Origin of the sequence: Amycolatopsis sp. lyj-112 (genome assembly GCF_046549055.1) — a bacterium.
In the GTDB taxonomy this organism is placed as follows: Bacteria; Actinomycetota; Actinomycetes; order Mycobacteriales; family Pseudonocardiaceae; genus Amycolatopsis.
In genome coordinates, this window is record NZ_JAJPWS010000001.1 from 1,041,171 (window position 1) to 1,058,045 (window position 16,875).

The following is a 16,875-nucleotide window of genomic DNA, read 5'->3' on the forward strand; positions in this document are numbered from 1 at the left end:
GGGGGATACGCCGGTCAGGGAGGGTGAACGGCCGTCACCGGTGCCGTTACTCTCGCCGAATGCCCGCCCGCCTGATCGATCGCCGTCCGGAGCTGTCCGCCGACGAGCTGATCACCGCGCTCGTCCCGCCGCCCCGGTTCGACGCGGTCCGGTTCTCCACCTACGTGCCCAACCCGGACGAGCCGACCCAGGCCGCGGCCGTGGGCGACTGCGGCGCGTTCGCGAGGCGGGTTTCGGAGGCCGCGAACCGGAAGCCGAAGTCGAAGCTGCGCGCGCTGTTCGGCGGCGGGGACGACGCGCCTTCCGGGCCGATGGGGCTCTATCTGGACGGCGGGTTCGGCGTCGGCAAGACCCACCTGCTCGCCTCGACGTGGCACGAGACGCCGTCGCCCAAGGCGTACGGCACCTTCGTGGAACTGACCCACCTCGTCGGCGCGCTCGGGTTCGCCGAAGCGGTGCGGAGGCTTTCGGAACACCGGTTCCTGGCGATCGACGAGTTCGAACTCGACGACCCCGGCGACACCATGCTCGTCACCCGGCTGCTGCGCGAACTGACGTCGGCGGGCGTCTACGTCGCGGCGACCTCCAACACCCTGCCGGACAAACTCGGCGAAGGCCGGTTCGCCGCCGAGGACTTCCTACGCGAGATCCAAGCGCTGTCATCCCGGTTCGGCGTCGCGCGCGTCGACGGCCCGGACTACCGGCACCGCGGCCTCCCGGACGCGCCGCCGCCGGCGAGCCCGGAGGAGCTCGATGCCTCCGCCGCCGCGCATCCCGAGTCCACTGTGGATGATTTCGACGCGCTGTGCGACCACCTGGAGAGCCTGCACCCTTCGCGCTACGGCAGGCTTCTCGACGGTGTGAGCCGCGTGCACCTGCGCGACATCCACCCGGTTCCCGACCAGAACGTGGGGCTGCGGCTGGTCGCCTTCGCCGACCGGCTCTACGACCGCGCGATCCCGCTGGTCGTCACGGGCGAGCCGGTGCCGCTGCTGTTCACCGAGGAGATGGTGGACGGCGGCTACCGCAAGAAGTACCTGCGCGCGGTCAGCCGTCTGACGGCGCTGGCGCGCGACGCCGTGCAGCCCACCACCTGAGCAACGTCCCAGTGGCGAGCACGGTCGCGATGGCGAACAGCGTGCCGCCCACGACGTCGGTCAGGTAGTGGTAGCCCAGCCCGATCATGCCGATGGTGACGCTGCCGAGCACGACGGCGCCGACCATCGCGATGACGGCCGTCGCGACCCCGGGCCGGGCGAGCAGGACGAGCACGGTCAGCACCGCGACCAGCGCGACGGTGTGCCCGCTCGGGTAGGCGAGCCAGGTGTTCTTCCAGCGGTCGAAGAGCGGTTTGAGCACCCAGGTGTTGGCGAGGATGGCGATGAGCGGGCCCGCCACGGTCACTATCGCTTCGAGACGGTGGTGGCTCAGCAGGCACAGGCCCGCGGCAAGGAGCGCCACCGGGATCAGGACGTAGGCCTCGGTCGGCAGCACGAGCAGGTTCAGCAGGTCGTGGTCGGCGCCGAAGGTGCGCCGGACCCACGAATCGGCGACGGCGTCGGGGCCGGAGAGCCCTTCACCGGAGACCAGCATCCCCAGCACGACCATGATCACCGCGCAGGTCACCGCGATCAGCCCGTACGGCTCCCGTCCGTTCACGGCGCGAGATTACGCGAAGGGCGGTCGCCCGGGATACACGGCGATCAGTCACCATGCGGAGACGGCATGCGGAGAAACGGGGGACGATGCGGATCACGGTGGTCGGCGGCGGAGTGGTCGGACTGAGCTGCGCGCACCGGCTCGCCGAAGCCGGGCACGACGTCACGGTGGTCACCGCCGCGAAACCCGGGGACACGACCTCGGCGGTCGCGGGCGGCGTGATCTTCCCGCCGGTGTCGGCGAACTCGGACCGGATCGACCGCTGGACCGCGACCGGCCTGGCGGAGTTCCGCGACTCGGCCGCGCCGGGCGTCCGCCTGCTTCGCGGAACGTTCCTCACCTCGCGTGTCGCGCCGCTCCCGTCTTGGGCGTTCTCGATTCCCGACCTCGACCACTCGCCCGGACGGCTCACCTTCACGACAGCGGTCGTCGACACCCCGGTGTACCTCGACTGGCTAGCCGAGCGCGTCGCCGCTTTGGGGGTGCGTACCGAATACCGGGTCGTCTCGCGGCTCGACGACGTCGACGCCGATCTCGTGGTCAACGCGGCCGGCCTCGGCGGCGCGCGGCTGGCGGGGGACAGCACCGTGATCCCGGTCGGCGGCCAGGTGGTGCACGTCGCCGACCCCGGGCTCACCGAATGGATCGTCGACGACTCCTCGCCGGTGCTGAGCCACGTGATCCCGCACGGACGGCACGTCGTCTGCGGTGGCACACAGGAACCCGGACGCGACGACGTCGTGCCGGACCCCGGGGTGGCCGCGGACATCGTGCGGCGCTGCCGGGAACTCGTGCCCGCCCTGGCCGACGCCTCGGTGCTGGGGACCAAGGTCGGGCTGCGGCCGTTCCGGCCCGAAATCCGGCTGGACCGGGACGGGCGCGTCATCCACTGCTACGGCCACGGCGGCGCCGGGATCACCCTGGCGTGGGGCTGCGCGGACGACGTCACCGACCTGGCCGACGGCGGCTGACCGCGGATACGGGAGTAGTCGGCTAAACGCGAACGTGGCGATCACTCACGACCCAACGCGTGGTCCGCGAATCAACGCCGTGAAGGCCTCCTTGAGGGACTCTGAGTCCCTCAAGGAGGCCTTCACGGACTGACGCCACGCGACAACGCACGCAAGTAGTCGGCTGCTTGCATTGTCGGGTCGTGCCCCTGCCGCTGCCCCTGCCGCTGTCGGACCTCGGCCGCGCGGTGGTCGTGAGTGGCGATTCGGGTTCTCTTGAGGGGTAAAGCAAAAGTGGCGTGGTGGGTGCTCGTTACGTGTTGTGAAAGCCACTTTCGCAACCTTCAACGTTGTGAAAGTGGCTTTCACAACTCCTGCAGACACCGGCGCCACGCGATAACCCACGCAAGTAGTCGGCTAAACGCGGGCGGCGAAGGCGGCGTGGTCCGCTTCGGTCTGGTCGGCGTACGCGACCGCGTAGGCGCCGATGGCCTCGTCGAGGTCTTCGTCGTCCTCGAAGTACCCCGCCAGCGTCTGCGGGTGCAGCGACCGCGTGTGCGCCCGCGCCAGCAGCGCGCCGGCGAGCCTGCCGTAGTCGTCGAGGTGATCCTTCTTCAGCTCGGCGGGATCGATGTCGCCCTTGAGGTTGCGGAACTGCCGCACGATGTAGGGCAGGCCGTCGATGGTCGTCCAGCCGAGCAGGATGTCCGACTCGGCCTGCACGAGCCGCGCGCCTTCGACGATCCGGCGGCCTTCGTGTTCCGGAGCCGCCAGGCCCAGGTGAGGCGCCAGCGCCGACGGAATGGCCTGTTTCACTTGCAGCACAAGGTCTTCACCGCTGTTGCCGTGCAGCAGCGCGACGTAGCTGCGCAGCCCGACACTGCCGGTGCCGACCACCCGGAAGGCCACATCGGACACCCGGTACCGCGAGATCAGCGTCCGCCGCGACTCGCGCAGTGTGTCCACATAGGACATGAGTCCGGTGATGACCGCGTCCGCGGTCGCGTCGTCGACGTGAGTGAGCACTGGCGGATCCTCGACGAACCGGTGGTGTTCCAGGCCGGTTTCGTGGTCGTCGATCCGCTTCGTCCACTTCGCGGTCACTTTGGCGCTGGTGTTCTTCAGCGCCTTCTCGGCCGCTTCCTCGAAGTCGTCGATCAGGTCGTGCGCCTTGACCTTGTTCAGCACCGACGCGTTCGGCAGCGCGTTCCAGGCGCGCAGGAACGGCAGTTCCGCGAGTCCCCGGATCGTGCGCCGGTAGGACTTCACCGCGTCCTCGGCGGCCTCGCGGCACCCCGATTCGCCGATCCCGCCCTCACGCCCGGCGAGCACGAGACTCGCCGCCAGCCGCTTGAGATCCCACTCCCACGGCCCGGGCACCGACTCGTCGAAGTCGTTGATGTCCATCACGATCTGGCCCTCGGGCGTGCCGTACAGCCCGAAGTTCGCCGCGTGCGCGTCCCCGCAGAGCTGCGCCGTCAGCCCGGACACCGGCGTGCCCGCCAGATCCGCGGCCATCAGCCCGGCGGCGCCGCGATAGAAGGTGAACGGCGACGCGAGCATCCGCTCGCGCCGCAGTTGCACCAGCTCCGGTAGCCGCCCTTCGTTGGACCGCGCGAAGAACTCCGCCACGTCCGGACGGTCCCGTCCCGCCGCCGCGTGGTCGTGCGCCGACGACGGGGCCTCGTCCCGCAGTGCCTTACCCCTGGCGAACCAGTCCTCCGGCGTCACCGTCTCGGTGCCGACCAGAGGCCGCTCCACCCACTCCCGCTCGTCTCCCATGGACAGCCAACGTACCGGCCGCCCGAAAGGTTCACCGGGTCTTGACGACCTCCGTGATCGCGTCGATGCCCCGGTCGAGTTCGTCGCGGCTGATCACCAGCGGCGGCGCGATCCGCAGGGTGCGGTCGTGGGTCTCCTTGCACAGCACCCCGCGCTCGGCCAGCGCCGTGGACGCCTCCCGGCCGGTCGGCCCGCCGGGCGTGATGTCGATGCCCGCCCAGAGCCCGCGGCCGCGGACCTCGGCCAGCCCGTCGCCGACGAGTTCACCCAGCCGGGTGTGCAGGTGGGCGCCCAGTTCCCGCGAGCGCTCCTGGAACTCGCCGGTCTTCAGCAGCCCGACCACGGCCCGCCCGATCGCGCAGGCCACCGGGTTCCCGCCGAAGGTGGACCCGTGTTCGCCCGGCCGCAGCACGCCGAGCACGGCCTGGCTACCGACCACGGCCGAGACCGGCATGATGCCGCCGCCGAGGGCCTTGCCCAGGGTGTAGACGTCGGCGCGGACCCCTTCCTGGTCCAGCGCGAGGACAGTGCCCGTGCGCGCGAGCCCGGACTGGATCTCGTCGGCGATCAGCAGGACGTTGTTCTCGTCGCACAGCCGCCGCGCTTCGGCGAAGTAGCCGACGGGCGGCACGATCACGCCCGCCTCGCCCTGCACCGGCTCCAGCAGGACGGCGGCGGTGCGTTCGGTGATGGCGTCGCGCAGCGCGTCGACGTCGCCGTACTTGACGGTGACGAAGCCCGGGGTGAACGGGCCGAAGTCGGCGCGGGCGGTCTCGTCGGTGGAGAAGGACACGATGGTCGTCGTGCGGCCGTGGAAGTTCGACCCGGCGACGACGATCTCGGCCATCCCGTCGGGGACGCCCTTGACCTGGTAAGCCCACTTCCGGGCGATCTTCACGGCGGACTCGACGGCCTCCGCGCCGGAGTTCATCGGCAGCGTCATCTCGGTGCCGGTCAGGTCGGCCAGCTCACGGCAGAACAGCCCGAGCTGGTCGTGGTGGAACGCGCGCGAGGTCAGCGTGACGCGGCCGAACTGCTCGATCGCGGCGGCGATCAGGCCCGGGTGGCGGTGCCCGAAGTTCAGCGCCGAGTACCCGGAAAGGAAGTCGAGATAGGTCTTGCCCTCGACGTCGGTGACCGAAGCGCCCTCGGCGGTGGCGATCACCACCGGCAGGGGGTGGTAGTTGTGTGTGCTCCACTGCTCGTCGAGGGCGATGAAGTCGGCGGCTGAGGTGGCGGCGGTGTCCCGGCCGGCGAAGGTCGTCATGCGTTCAGGTTAGATGCCGCCCGCGTGGAGTTCAGCCGGAAAACGTTGCTTTCACCCGTTGTTCGTTGCGTATCGAGGGGTGCAGGCGGCGAAATCATGCGGAAGGCCCGCGCTTACCGCAGGCGCGGCGCCCGGAGCGCGGTTATCGTCGCCGGATGGCGAAAAAGGACCGAGCCTCCGTCCGGGACGTGCTCAGGATCGGCAAGGGCTCCGCCGACGAGACGGCGCGGCATGATCCGGGCTCGTTCCCGATCGGGCCGCACAAGAAGCCCCAGGCGCAGCAGGAGCTCCTCGGCTCCGCGGGCAAGCTCGCGAAGCTGCAGGAGGCCCTCTACGCGGAGGGCGTCGGTGGCGGCGGCCGCAGCCTCCTGCTGGTGCTGCAGGGGATGGACACCTCCGGCAAGGGCGGCACGGTGGGGCACGTCCTCGGCCTGGTCAACCCGATGGGGGTGCGGTACGCCGGGTTCAAGAAGCCGACCGCCGCCGAGCGGCGGCACCACTACCTCTGGCGGGTCCGCAAGCAGCTGCCCGTGCCCGGGCAGGTCGGCGTGTTCGACCGCTCCCACTTCGAGGACATCCTGGTCCCGCGCGTGCAGAAACTCGTGCCCGCCGCGGAATGGCGCAAGCGCTACGCCGAGATCAACGACTTCGAAGCGGAACTGACCGCCGCGGGCACCACGATCGTGAAGGTGTTCCTCGACATCTCGCCGGACGCACAGCTGAAGCGGCTCAAGGCGAGGCTGGACAACCCGGACAAGCACTGGAAGTACAACCCGGCCGATCTCGACGCCCGGGCCCAGTGGGCCGACTACCAGAAGGCCTACGCCGACGTCTTCGCCAAGACCTCCACGCCCTCGGCGCCCTGGTACGCCGTGCCCGCCGACCACAAGTGGTACCGCAACTGGCTGGTCGCTCAGCTGTTGATCGAGACCCTCGAGGAGATGGACCCGAAGTTCCCCGTGACGGACTTCGATCCCGAGACGGAACTGAAGAAGCTGGAAGGAGTTGGCGTACCCGCGTAAGCGTCTGAAAGAGTGCGGGATGTGACCGACATCAGCATCGAAGATCTTCCGTTCCTCCGACGTCAGGCCCGTACCCAGCGCTTCACCCTCGGTGCGCCGAAGGAGTTCAAGGTCGCTCCGGACGGCTCCCGGATCCTGTTCCTGCGGACCGAGTCCGGTACCGACTCCCGGCACAGCCTGTGGTCGTTCGACATCGTGTCGGGCGAGGAGACGAAGCTGGTCGACGCGGCGGAACTGCTGCCCGGCGAAGAGGATCTGCCCGCCGAGGAGCGGGCCCGGCGCGAGCGCAGCCGGGAGACCGGCGGTGGCGTGGTCGGCTATGCCGTCGACGACGCCTTCACCGTCGCCGCGTTCTCGTTGTCGGGCAAGCTGCACACCCTCGAACTGGCCACCGGCACGGTGTCCGTCCTGGTCGACGGCTCGGTCGTCGACCCGCGGCCCAGTCCGGACGGCACGCGCGTCGCCTATGTCCGCGACCGTCGGTTGCGGGTGGTCGACCGGGTGACCGGCGAGGACAAGCTGGTCGTCGACGAGGCGGGCGAGGACATCGCCTGGGGGCTCGCGGAGTTCATCGCGGCCGAGGAGATGGGCCGCGCCCGGGGTTACTGGTGGGCACCGGACGGGCGGAGCCTGCTGGTCGAGCGGTCCGACCGGGCGGCCGTGCCGCGCTGGACGATCGCCGACCCGGCCAACCCGCAGGCGCCCGCCAACGTCGTCGCGTATCCGGCCGCGGGCGAGGCGAACGTCGACGTGACACTGGCGATCATCGGCCTCGACGGCTCCCGTGTCGACGTCGCGAAGACCGACTGGGAGTACCTGGCCGCGGTGCACTGGTCAGCTGCCGGGAAGCCGCTGCTTTCGGTGCAGTCGCGTGACCAGCGCAAACTCGAGATCCACGCGGTGGACCCGGCGGACGGTTCGGTCGAGGTGCTGCACACCGAGACCGACGGGCACTGGGTCGAGATCGCCGCGGGTGTCCCGGCGTGGACCACGGACGGCCGCCTGGTGCGCGAGAGCGCCGCCGACGGTGACCACCGGCTCGTCGTCGACGGTGTCGCGGTCACCCCGCCCGGGCTGCAGGTGCGCTCGATCCTGCACGTCGGCGACGAGGTGCTGTTCAGCGCTTCGGACGCCGACCCGACGCAGATCCACGTCTTCCGCACCGAAGGCGGCGAGCTCCGCCGTCTCTCCACTGAGGACGGTGTGCACGTCGGCTCCGGCAACGCTTCGCTGACCGTGCTGTCGTCCTGGAGCCTGGAGCGCAGCGGCCCGGTGGTGACCGTGGTGTCCGGTGAGAAGACGCTGGCGCGCATCGGTTGCTACGTCGTCGATCCCGACGTCGTGCCGAACCTGACCTGGCTGACACTGGGGGAGCGGGGCCTGCGCGCCGCGCTGCTGCTGCCCACCGGGTACGAGGAGAGCGAAGGCAAACTCCCGGTCCTGCTCGACCCGTACGGCGGCCCGCACGCCCAGCGTGTCCTGCAGACCCGCAACGCCTACCTGACCCCGCAGTGGCTGGCGGACCAGGGTTTCGCGGTCCTCGTCGCCGACGGGCGCGGTACGCCGGGCCGGGGTTCGGCGTGGGAGAAGGAGGTCGCGGGCAAGCTCGCCGACGTCACCCTCGCCGACCAGGTCGACGCGCTGCAGGCCGCGGCCGCGCTGCATCCGGAACTCGACACCGACCGGGTCGCGATCCGCGGCTGGTCCTACGGCGGCTACCTGTCCGCGCTCGCCGTGCTGCGGCGTCCCGACGTCTTCCACGCCGGCGTCGCGGGCGCACCGGTGACCGACTGGTCGCTGTACGACACGCACTACACCGAGCGCTACCTCGGGCTGCCGCAGAAGGAAACGCAGGCCTACGAGCACAACTCGCTGATCGCCGGCGCGGGGGAGCTGTCCCGGGCGCTGCTGATCGTGCACGGCCTGGCCGACGACAACGTTTTCGTCGCCCACTCGTTGCGCCTGTCGTCGGCACTGCTGGCCAAGGGGCGCCCGCACGTGTTCCTGCCGCTGGCCGGCGCGACCCATATGACACCGCAAGCCGAAGAGGTCGCGGAGAACCTGATGCGCACGCAGGTGGACTGGATCGTGCGTGAGCTGACCGGTGACGCGGTGAAGAGCGAGGAGAACGCATGAAACGGTGGGGCATCACCATTCCGCTGACCGGGGTACCGCTCGCGGCGCACAAGGAGATGGTCGAGCGGCTGCCCGATCTCGGCTACACCGACGCGTGGTCGGCCGAGACGGCGGGCAACGACGCCTTCACCCCGCTGGTACTGGCCTCGCAGTGGGCGCCGCAGCTGCGGCTGGGCACCGCGATCGTGCCGGTGTACACCCGCGGTCCCGGCCTGCTGGCGATGCAGGCGGCGACGGTCGCGGAACTGGCGCCCGGCCGGTTCGTGCTCGGTATCGGGGCGTCGTCCCCGGTGATCGTGAAGAACTGGAACGCCGCCGAGTTCGAGGCCCCGTTCGCCCGGTCGCGGGACACCTTGCGGTTCCTGCGGGCCGCGCTGGCCGGGGAGAAGGTCAGCGAGGACTACGAGACGTTCTCGATCAGCAAGTTCCGGCTGGAACGGCCCACCGACCCGCCGCCGTCGATCATGCTCGCCGCGCTGCGGCCGGGGATGCTGCGACTGGCCGCGAAGGAGGCCGACGGCGCCATCACCAACTGGCTGGCCGCTTCCGACGTTCCCAAGGTGCGCAAGGAGATCGGGCCGGACGTGGAGCTGGCCGCCCGGATCTTCGTGTGCCCCACCGAGGACAAGGCCGCCGCGCGCGGGCTCGGCCGGATGCTCATTTCGAGCTACCTGACCGTGCCGGTGTACGCGGCGTTCCACGACTGGCTCGGCCGCGGCGACGCGCTCGCGCCGATGCACGCGGCGTGGGCGGCGGGTGACCGGCAGAAGGCCAACCAGGTCATCCCGGACGAGGTCGTCGACGACCTGATCGTCCACGGCAGCCTCGACTCCTGCCGCGAGCAGGTGCAGTCCTATGTGGACAACGGGCTGACGACGCCGATCATCGCGCTGCTGCCGACGGGTGAAGACCCGTTCGCGCAGGTGCGAGGTCTCGCTCCGCGCTCCTGACTGGGTCACCGGCTGCTATGAAAGACTCGTTACTTGCAAATTTTGCAAGTAACGAGTCTTTCATAGCGCGCGTGGGGCACTCAGGCGACGTTGAACAGCTCCTCGTACCGCGAAGCCATCATGTGCGACCCCTTGATCTCCGAAGTCGTCGCCGCGTCCAGGATTCCCACCTCTTCGGCGTAAGTCGCGCCCCCCGACGGCCCGAGCGGTAGCGAGATCATCGGCGCGCCCGGCGTGTAGGTCCGCAGCTCACCGCCGTCGACCAGCGCCCGGATGTTCGCCACCACGACCTCCGCGTGGTCACCGGCAGACTTGGCCAGTTTCGCCTCCGGCAGCGCGGTGATGTCGCCGAGCGCGAACACCCGCTCCCGGCCGGGGAGCCGCAGTTCGGCGGTCACCTCGACCTGACCGTCCGGTCGCCGGGCGGTGGCCAGCCCGCCGTCGAGGTAGGCCGTGTGCGGCGCGCCGCCGAAGCATTGGAACCAGAGGTCGGCGGTGACCTCGCCGCCGGAACTCAACGAGGCGGTGAACGTCTTGGCCTGTCCCGGTTCCGACACCGGCGTCTCGGCCAGCGAGGTGCCGAGCAGGAGTTCGACACCCAGTTCGTCGAGCTGGCGGCGGACCTCCGCGCGGAACTCGTCCGGGAATCCGGGCAGGATCCCCTCCGCCGGATCGATGATCGTCACGGCCTTGTCCGGCCACACCGCCTTGATCTCGCCCGCCAGTTCGAGCCCCACCGGGCCCGCGCCGAGCAGCAGCACCTTCTCCGCGCCGGCCAGTTCCTCCCGCGTGGCACGGATCTTCGCCTTCGCGGCGGCACTGTCCTGGAAGTCGATCTTCGCCGGGAACGGGTACGCCGAGCCGGTCGCCAGCACGATGAAGTCCGGTGTCAGCCGCTCACCGGAACCGAGCGTGATGCCGTTCTCGTCCACGCTCGCCGCGCGGTCCCGGACGACCTTTCCCCGATCGAGAAGCCGGTCATAGGGATAAAAGAGCCGATCCGTCCACTCGGGATCGACGAGGCCGCGCAACGCGGCCACGTGGTGGACGAAGTCCTCGCGCGGTTCGACGAGGACGACGTCGGTGAACGCGTCCAGTGCCTTGGCGACGGAAGTGCCGCCGTATCCCCCGCCGATGACGGCCACGGTCGTGGTCATGGGAACCCCCTAGTTCGTAGTACGGAATGTTGGTACTGCGAACTACATTAGTTCGTACTCCGAACGATCGTCAAGTAGACTCCGTCCATGACCACGGCCGAAGACCTCGGATTCGCGACAGCACTGGTCCGGCTCTCGCATCTGGTGCAGCGCGCCTTCATCGACGTCGGCCGTTCGTACGACCTCACGCCCCAGCAGGCGCAGTTGCTCTGCGTGCTGGCACAGGGCGACACCGGGGTCGGGATGACCGACCTGGGCAAGATGCTGAATCTGGAGAAGTCCAGCGTCACCGGCCTGGTGGACCGCGTGCAGCGGCGCGGGCTCGTCGAGCGTGTCGCCGCACCCGGTGACCGCCGCGCGCTGAAGATCACGCTGACCGAGGAAGGGCTCCGGCTCGCGAACGCCGCTCACGAAGGCGTCGTCGAGAAGCTGGAGGTGATGGCGTCCGATCTTCCGGCGGAGCAGCGTGACGCGATCGCTTCGGCCGTGTGGCGGATGGCGCCCGAAGACTGAGTCAGGGCCAGAGGACGGCGGCGAGCAGGAGGCCGGCCGTCGCGGCCCCGATCCCCGCGACCACGGTGAGGCCGACGTTCAGGACGGCTCGCGGCCGCGCCTCCTCGGTGAACAGCCGGAGCGTTTCGTAGCCGAACGTCGAGAATGTCGTGAGCCCGCCACAGAAACCGACCGCCAGCAGCGAGCGGATCGCGTCCGGCTGGCCGCCGTGGAGTGCCCAGCCGGTGAGGACGCCGAGGAGCGCGGAGCCCGCGATGTTGACCACCCACGTGCCCCACGGGAACGCGGAATCCCGCCACGCCTGGACGCGCCGGTCGGTCAGGTAGCGCAGGATCGCGCCGAGACCGCCGCCGAGCGCGACGAACAGAACGGTCATTTCAGCACCGCCCGGGTGATCTCGTGTCCGGTGTAGACCGCGAGCAGTGAGGCGAGCACCGTGCCGAGCGCGTACGTCAATCCAGTGAACGGATGGCCGGTCGTCACCAGATCGAGCGTCTCGGTCGCATAGGTCGAAAACGTGGTGTAGCCGCCGAGGATCCCGACCCCGAGGAACGGCCGAAGCAGCCGGTGCGGATCCGCCGCGGCGGTGAGCGCCGCCATCAGGATCCCGATCAGCAGGCAGCCGGAAACGTTGGTGGCGAAGGTGGAAACCGCGAACTGACCACGGGAATGGGGGAGTGCGACGGTGAGGCCGTACCGCGCGAGGCTGCCCAGCGCGCCACCCGCGCCGATGGCCGCGAGCACGTCCCATCGGGTGGCGGGAGCCCGTCGCGGGACGGATGCCGGATCAGCCATGGGTGGCAGCTTAGAACCGCTGTCCGGGTGAACTCGGCCCACGGTGTCGAAGATCGCTCGCAAGACCGTTTTTCCCTGCTGGGCGGTGAATTTTCTCGAAACGTGTCGTAGGCTGGTTGACGCTCCAGGCCGATTTTCGGTCCGTCCGCTCGTCTAAGCGAAGGTGGCAGGATGGCTCAGGAACAGTCAGGTACGCAGGCTCCCGTCAGCGGTTTGCTGCTGGAAGTAGAGATGATCCCGACCGCGACAGACCGCGGGAAGGCCAACGGCGCCGCCGCCGACAACGACGGTAACGACGGCTGAGTGCCCGAAACGCCGACGCTGGCTGACCTCGTGGCTCCGCTCGGGGTCAGCCAGTTCTTCCAAGACGTCCAGGGCGAGACCTACCGCCGTTTCGAAGGCCGGACAGGGCGGTTCGCCGACCTGTTGCCGTGGCCGGCGCTCAACGCGATCCTCCGGCAGCATCGGCTGGATTTCCCGCGCCTGCGCCTGGCTCTCGACGGGCAGCCCGTGCCCATGGAGAGCTACACCGACCTCGTCCCCACCCGCCGCAGTGGCACCGTCCCCCGGCTGCAGAGCGCTCCGTTCACCGAGCATCTGCGAGGCGGCGCGACGATGGTGCTCGACGCGATCCAGGAACTCAGCGACCCGATCGGCGACCTCGCCAGAAGGCTCGAACACGACCTGCGCGAGAGCGTCCAGGTCAACCTGTACGCCGGCTGGGGCGTGACCCACGGCTTCGACGTGCACTGGGACGACCACGACGCCTTCATCATCCAGGTCGCCGGCCGCAAACGCTGGCGGATGCACGGCCCGACCAGGCCCGCGCCGCTGCATCGCGACGTCGAGCAGCCCGAACAGCCCGGTGAACCGATCGCCGACTTCGTCCTCGAAGACGGCGACGTGCTCTACGTGCCGCGCGGGCACTGGCACGACGTCACCGCGGTCGGGGAGATGTCCCTGCACCTCACCCTCGGTTTCAGCCCGGCCACCGGTGTCGACCTGGTGTCCTGGCTCGCCGACGCGCTGCGTTCCAGTGCCACGTTCCGGCAGGACCTGCCGAGGTTCGCGACGGAAGAGGAGCGCGCGGCCCGTGCCGACGCCCTGCGCAAGGAGCTCGACGCCGCGCTGACCTCCGACGTCGTCGGCCGGTTCCTCGCCGATCGCGATGCTTCGGCCCCGGCACATCCGAGGGTCGGACTGCCCTGGGCGGCGACCCCCGGTCTGCTGCCGGACGGCGACGAGACCGAGGTCCGGTTCCTCGTCCCGAGGGCGGTGCTCGAATCCGGCGACGGCCGGCTGACCCTGCTCGCGGCCGGAAAACGGTTCGTGTTCGCGGCCGCGGCCGGGCCGGTGCTGACGGCGTTGCTCGACGGCACACCCCAGGCGGTCAAACGACTCGCCGAACTGTCCGAACTCGATCGGGGGACCGTCCGGGCACTCCTCGGCGAGCTCACCACACAGGGGCTTCTCTCGATCGGCTGAATGTCACAGGGGACGAGAAGTGTGAAGGGAGACCGACCGGGGTAAGCTAAGGCATGCCTAAGGTCAAGTCCGGGGCGGTCGGCCGATGACCGCCCAGCTCTCGGACACCGAAGCGCCGCCGAAAGCGTTACCCGGCTGCGCGACCGTCGCGCGGATGCTCGGCGCCAGCCCGGCCGGCACCGCCGCCGACATGCGCTGCTGGCTGCTCATCGAGCAGCCGGGCCCCTGGCCCGCGGACGCGCTGGAAAACATGCTCGACGAGGCATTCCCCGCCGAGCGGCGTGAGCTGCTCGAGAACCTGAGACGGTCACACGGGCTCCGCCCGCTGCTGATCCGCCGTCCCGGAAAGCATCAGCGCGACCCGGATCGCCCCCGCATCGTGTACGTCGGCGGGGGCGAACCGGGCAACCGCTGGCTGGAGCGCCTGGAGATCCGGGACCTGAGCGAACTGGCGGAGCTGGACCTCGAAGCCGTCGCGGACGGCGTCGGCGGTCTCGGCAAGCCGGTGCTCGGGCCGCTGTTCCTGGTCTGCACGCACGGCACCAAGGACATGTGCTGCGCGGTGCTGGGCCGCCCGCTGGCGTCGGCCCTCAACGCCAACCATCCTGGCCGCTCCTGGGAGGTCAGCCACGTCGGCGGCGATCGCTGGGCGGGCAACCTCCTCGTCGTCCCCGACGGTTTCCTGCACGGCCAGCTCAACCCGGCCGAGGCGGCCCTGGTCGCCAAGGCGGCGTTGCGCGGGCAGGTCGAGCCGGACCAGTTGCGAGGCCGGACCTCCGCGCGGACGGCGTGGTCGCAGTTCGCGGAGATCGCGATCCGGCGGCAGACGAATCTGTCCGGTCTGGACGACGTCCTCGCCGTCGGCGAAGAGCCGCTGGCCGAAGCCGACGCGCGGAAAGTCACCGTGCGCGGTGGCGACGACCTCTACTCGGTGACGGTCCGGCGCCGGTCGGCGACGCCGCGGGGAGACAGCCGCTGTGCCGGGCTGATCCAGCCCGCCGGATATGTCACGGAAAACGTCGTCAAGCTCTGAATTCCCCGCGTGTGCAAGTACCGCAACCAGAGGACGAAACGCGGCTTGGGTCACCCGCGTTCGAACATACGTTTGACACTCACTTAGAACATGTGTTCGACTGGCCGGGTGCGATGGGAACGACAGCGGGCGGACGGCGGAGAGCCGGTCCTGCCCGGATTGGAAGGGTTGCTGCGTTCGGTGCGCGCGCCCGAGTTCGACGGCGTCACCTTTCACGAGGTGCACGCCAAATCCGTGCTGAACAAGGTTCCCGAGGGTTCGGGTGTCCCGTTCGGATGGACCGTGAATCCGTACCGGGGCTGCTCCCACGCGTGTACGTACTGTTTGGAAGGATCGACGCCGGTCCTGATGGCCGATGGCCGGACGCGGGCGCTGGCCGACCTGGCGCCCGGCGACGAGATCTACGGGACGCGCGGTCGCGGCGCGGGTCGGCGCCTGGCGCCCACGACCGTGCTCGCGCACTGGTCGACGCTCAAGCCGGCCTTCCGTCTGATCCTGGACGACGGCACCCGGATCGTGGCCAGCGGCGACCATAGGTTCCTTACCGGGCGTGGCTGGAAGCATGTGACGGGCACTCGCTGGGGCGCGGCACAACGGCCGCATCTGGTCGGTGGCACCGAACTCGTCGGCGTCGGACGGCTCACCCGCACCCCGGACGACACCATCGGCTACCGTGCCGGTTTCCTCTGCGGGATGCTGCGCTCCGGCGGGTTCTCGGCCGAGCAGGACGCCGCGGATCGCGCGCTCACGTACCTGCCCGACTTCGGGGCCTCGGTCGGGTTCGTCCAGGTTCCGCCGTCGCCGGATTCCCATTGGCAGCGCGGATTCCTGGCCGGACTGTTCGACCTCGCCGGCAGCTACCGGCACGGCGCGCTGCGCGTCACCCACGACGAGGCAGACCTCATCTCGACCTTCTGTGGCGCGCTCGACAGGTTCGGCTTCCGTTACGTGAAAACGGAGAACGCCAAGTTCCGTCCGTTGTGGACGGTCCAGCTGCTCGGCGGCCCGGGGGAGGAGATGCGGTTCTTCCACCTCGCCGATCCCGCCGTCGGCTGGAAACGGTCGCTCGACGGCCTCGCCATCGGCCGGACCAGGCGGAAGGTGTCGGCCATCGAGGAGCTGGGCATCGAACTCCCGCTGTTCGACATCACCACCGGCACCGGCGACTTCATCGCGGACGGCATGGTCACGCACAACTGTTTCGCGCGGAAGACGCACACCTACCTGGACTTCGACGCCGGACGCGATTTCGACACCCAGGTGGTGGTGAAGGTCAACGCGCCCGAGGTGCTGGCCGCGCAGCTGCGGCGGCCGAGCTGGAACCACGAGCACGTCGCGATGGGGACGAACACCGATCCCTACCAGCGGGCCGAAGGCAGGTACAAGCTGATGCCGCGCATCATCACCGCGCTCGCGGACTCGGGGACACCGCTGTCCATTCTCACGAAGGGGACGGTGCTGGCCAGGGATCTGCCGCTGCTGGAATCGGTGTCGAAGGACGTGCCCGCCGGTCTGGCGATCTCCTTGGCGTTACTGGACGAGGAACTGCAGCATCGGCTCGAACCGGGGACGCCGAGCCCTCGGGCCCGGCTCGAACTGATTCGCAAGGCGCGGGAGGCCGGGCTGCCTTGCTCGGTGCTGGTCGCCCCGGTGCTGCCGTGGCTGACCGATTCGGTGGAAGCGCTCGACGCCCTGTTCGCCCGGCTCGCCGAGGCCGGCGCGACCAGGGTCACCGTCCTTCCGCTGCACCTGCGCCCGGGTGCCCGGGAATGGTTCGCGCGCTGGCTCGGCCGTGAGTATCCGGCGCTCGTGCCGAAGTACCGGGAGCTGTACTCGCGCGGCGCCTATCTGCCCAAGCCGTACCTGGAGCGGCTCGGTGCGCGCGTCGGGCCGTTGTTGCGCCGGCATGGACTCGCTGCACGTGAGGACGACGAACAGCGGACGCAGGTGAAGATGCCCGTGCAGCGCACCGACGGGCCGGAGAAGATCGTGCCGGCGGCGGAGCAGCTCAAGCTCCTCTGACCAACGCGAGGTAACGCGGAGCGGCACCTGGGGGTGCAGCCAGTTTCCGGTGCGCAGGGCGCACTGTGAATCCTCTTACCCCGCAACGGGTTCGGCCGTTCGGT

At 69.8% G+C, this 16,875-nt stretch carries 16 protein-coding genes; 10 read left to right on the top strand and 6 right to left on the bottom strand.

The window, feature by feature from the left end; genetic code table 11:
- Positions 1-59 precede the first annotated feature (59 nt).
- Positions 60-1,097: a cell division protein ZapE gene (gene zapE / locus ACLJRL_RS05025; protein WP_410654794.1), complete on the top strand. Its 1,038-nt coding sequence runs from the start codon at positions 60-62 to the stop codon at positions 1,095-1,097.
- Here the strand turns inward: zapE and ACLJRL_RS05030 are convergent.
- A complete protein-coding gene (locus ACLJRL_RS05030; RefSeq protein ID WP_410654795.1) occupies positions 1,048-1,659 on the bottom strand; it encodes a phosphatase PAP2 family protein in 612 nt (203 codons plus the stop codon). The two genes, zapE and ACLJRL_RS05030, sit on opposite strands and share 50 nt — an antisense overlap.
- A gap of 86 nt (positions 1,660-1,745) precedes the next feature.
- On the opposite strand from ACLJRL_RS05030, the gene ACLJRL_RS05035 reads away from it, so the two are divergent.
- The gene (locus ACLJRL_RS05035; RefSeq protein WP_410654796.1) at positions 1,746-2,630 is read left to right on the top strand and encodes an FAD-dependent oxidoreductase; all 885 of its coding nucleotides are present in this window, start codon (positions 1,746-1,748) and stop codon (positions 2,628-2,630) included.
- Positions 2,631-3,026: 396 nt separating this feature from the next.
- Here ACLJRL_RS05035 and ACLJRL_RS05040 read toward each other — a convergent pair whose 3' ends face one another.
- On the bottom strand, positions 3,027-4,391 hold the full coding sequence (locus tag ACLJRL_RS05040) for a DUF2252 domain-containing protein (protein ID WP_410654797.1): 1,365 nt from the start codon (positions 4,389-4,391) through the stop codon (positions 3,027-3,029).
- A gap of 31 nt (positions 4,392-4,422) precedes the next feature.
- Positions 4,423-5,658, bottom strand: a complete 1,236-nt coding sequence (gene rocD / locus ACLJRL_RS05045; RefSeq protein WP_410654798.1) for an ornithine--oxo-acid transaminase — start codon at positions 5,656-5,658, stop codon at positions 4,423-4,425.
- Between the two features lie 155 nt (positions 5,659-5,813).
- Here rocD and ACLJRL_RS05050 point away from each other — a divergent pair, with 155 nt between their 5' ends.
- From ACLJRL_RS05050 to ACLJRL_RS05060, 3 genes are read left to right on the top strand one after another with little or no spacing between them, the layout of a single operon-like run.
- On the top strand, positions 5,814-6,680 hold the full coding sequence (locus tag ACLJRL_RS05050; RefSeq protein WP_410654799.1) for a PPK2 family polyphosphate kinase: 867 nt from the start codon (positions 5,814-5,816) through the stop codon (positions 6,678-6,680).
- A 21-nt stretch (positions 6,681-6,701) separates the two neighbouring features.
- Positions 6,702-8,816, top strand: a complete 2,115-nt coding sequence (locus ACLJRL_RS05055; protein WP_410654800.1) for a prolyl oligopeptidase family serine peptidase — start codon at positions 6,702-6,704, stop codon at positions 8,814-8,816.
- Positions 8,813-9,766, top strand: a complete 954-nt coding sequence (locus tag ACLJRL_RS05060; RefSeq protein WP_410654801.1) for an LLM class F420-dependent oxidoreductase — start codon at positions 8,813-8,815, stop codon at positions 9,764-9,766. Before ACLJRL_RS05055 ends, ACLJRL_RS05060 begins: the two co-directional genes overlap by 4 nt.
- Positions 9,767-9,846: 80 nt before the next feature.
- Here the strand turns inward: ACLJRL_RS05060 and ACLJRL_RS05065 are convergent, their stop codons facing one another.
- Positions 9,847-10,923, bottom strand: coding sequence for an NAD(P)/FAD-dependent oxidoreductase (locus ACLJRL_RS05065; protein ID WP_410654802.1), 1,077 nt, complete (start codon positions 10,921-10,923; stop codon positions 9,847-9,849).
- Between the two features lie 87 nt (positions 10,924-11,010).
- Between ACLJRL_RS05065 and ACLJRL_RS05070 the strand changes: the two genes are divergently transcribed.
- On the top strand, positions 11,011-11,436 hold the full coding sequence (locus tag ACLJRL_RS05070; protein ID WP_410654803.1) for a MarR family winged helix-turn-helix transcriptional regulator: 426 nt from the start codon (positions 11,011-11,013) through the stop codon (positions 11,434-11,436).
- 1 nt (position 11,437) lies between these two features.
- Here ACLJRL_RS05070 and crcB (ACLJRL_RS05075) read toward each other — a convergent pair whose 3' ends face one another.
- The gene (crcB, locus tag ACLJRL_RS05075) at positions 11,438-11,812 is read right to left on the bottom strand and encodes a fluoride efflux transporter CrcB (protein ID WP_410654804.1); all 375 of its coding nucleotides are present in this window, start codon (positions 11,810-11,812) and stop codon (positions 11,438-11,440) included.
- Positions 11,809-12,231: a fluoride efflux transporter CrcB gene (gene crcB / locus ACLJRL_RS05080; protein ID WP_410654805.1), complete on the bottom strand. Its 423-nt coding sequence runs from the start codon at positions 12,229-12,231 to the stop codon at positions 11,809-11,811. Before crcB (ACLJRL_RS05080) ends, crcB (ACLJRL_RS05075) begins: the two co-directional genes overlap by 4 nt.
- A gap of 171 nt (positions 12,232-12,402) precedes the next feature.
- On the opposite strand from crcB (ACLJRL_RS05080), the gene ACLJRL_RS05085 reads away from it, so the two are divergent.
- The 4 genes from ACLJRL_RS05085 (at position 12,403) to ACLJRL_RS05100 (ending at position 16,771) form a co-directional block, all read left to right on the top strand.
- Positions 12,403-12,534 carry a hypothetical protein gene (locus ACLJRL_RS05085; protein ID WP_410654806.1) on the top strand — a complete coding sequence of 44 codons (132 nt, stop codon included), beginning with the start codon at positions 12,403-12,405 and terminating at the stop codon, positions 12,532-12,534.
- On the top strand, positions 12,535-13,716 hold the full coding sequence (locus ACLJRL_RS05090; RefSeq protein WP_410654807.1) for a cupin domain-containing protein: 1,182 nt from the start codon (positions 12,535-12,537) through the stop codon (positions 13,714-13,716).
- Between the two features lie 85 nt (positions 13,717-13,801).
- Complete coding sequence (locus tag ACLJRL_RS05095; RefSeq protein WP_410654808.1) at positions 13,802-14,749, top strand: sucrase ferredoxin; 948 nt, start codon at positions 13,802-13,804, stop codon at positions 14,747-14,749.
- 108 nt (positions 14,750-14,857) lie between these two features.
- A complete protein-coding gene (locus ACLJRL_RS05100; protein WP_410654809.1) occupies positions 14,858-16,771 on the top strand; it encodes an intein-containing Rv2578c family radical SAM protein in 1,914 nt (637 codons plus the stop codon).
- Positions 16,772-16,875 lie beyond the last annotated feature (104 nt).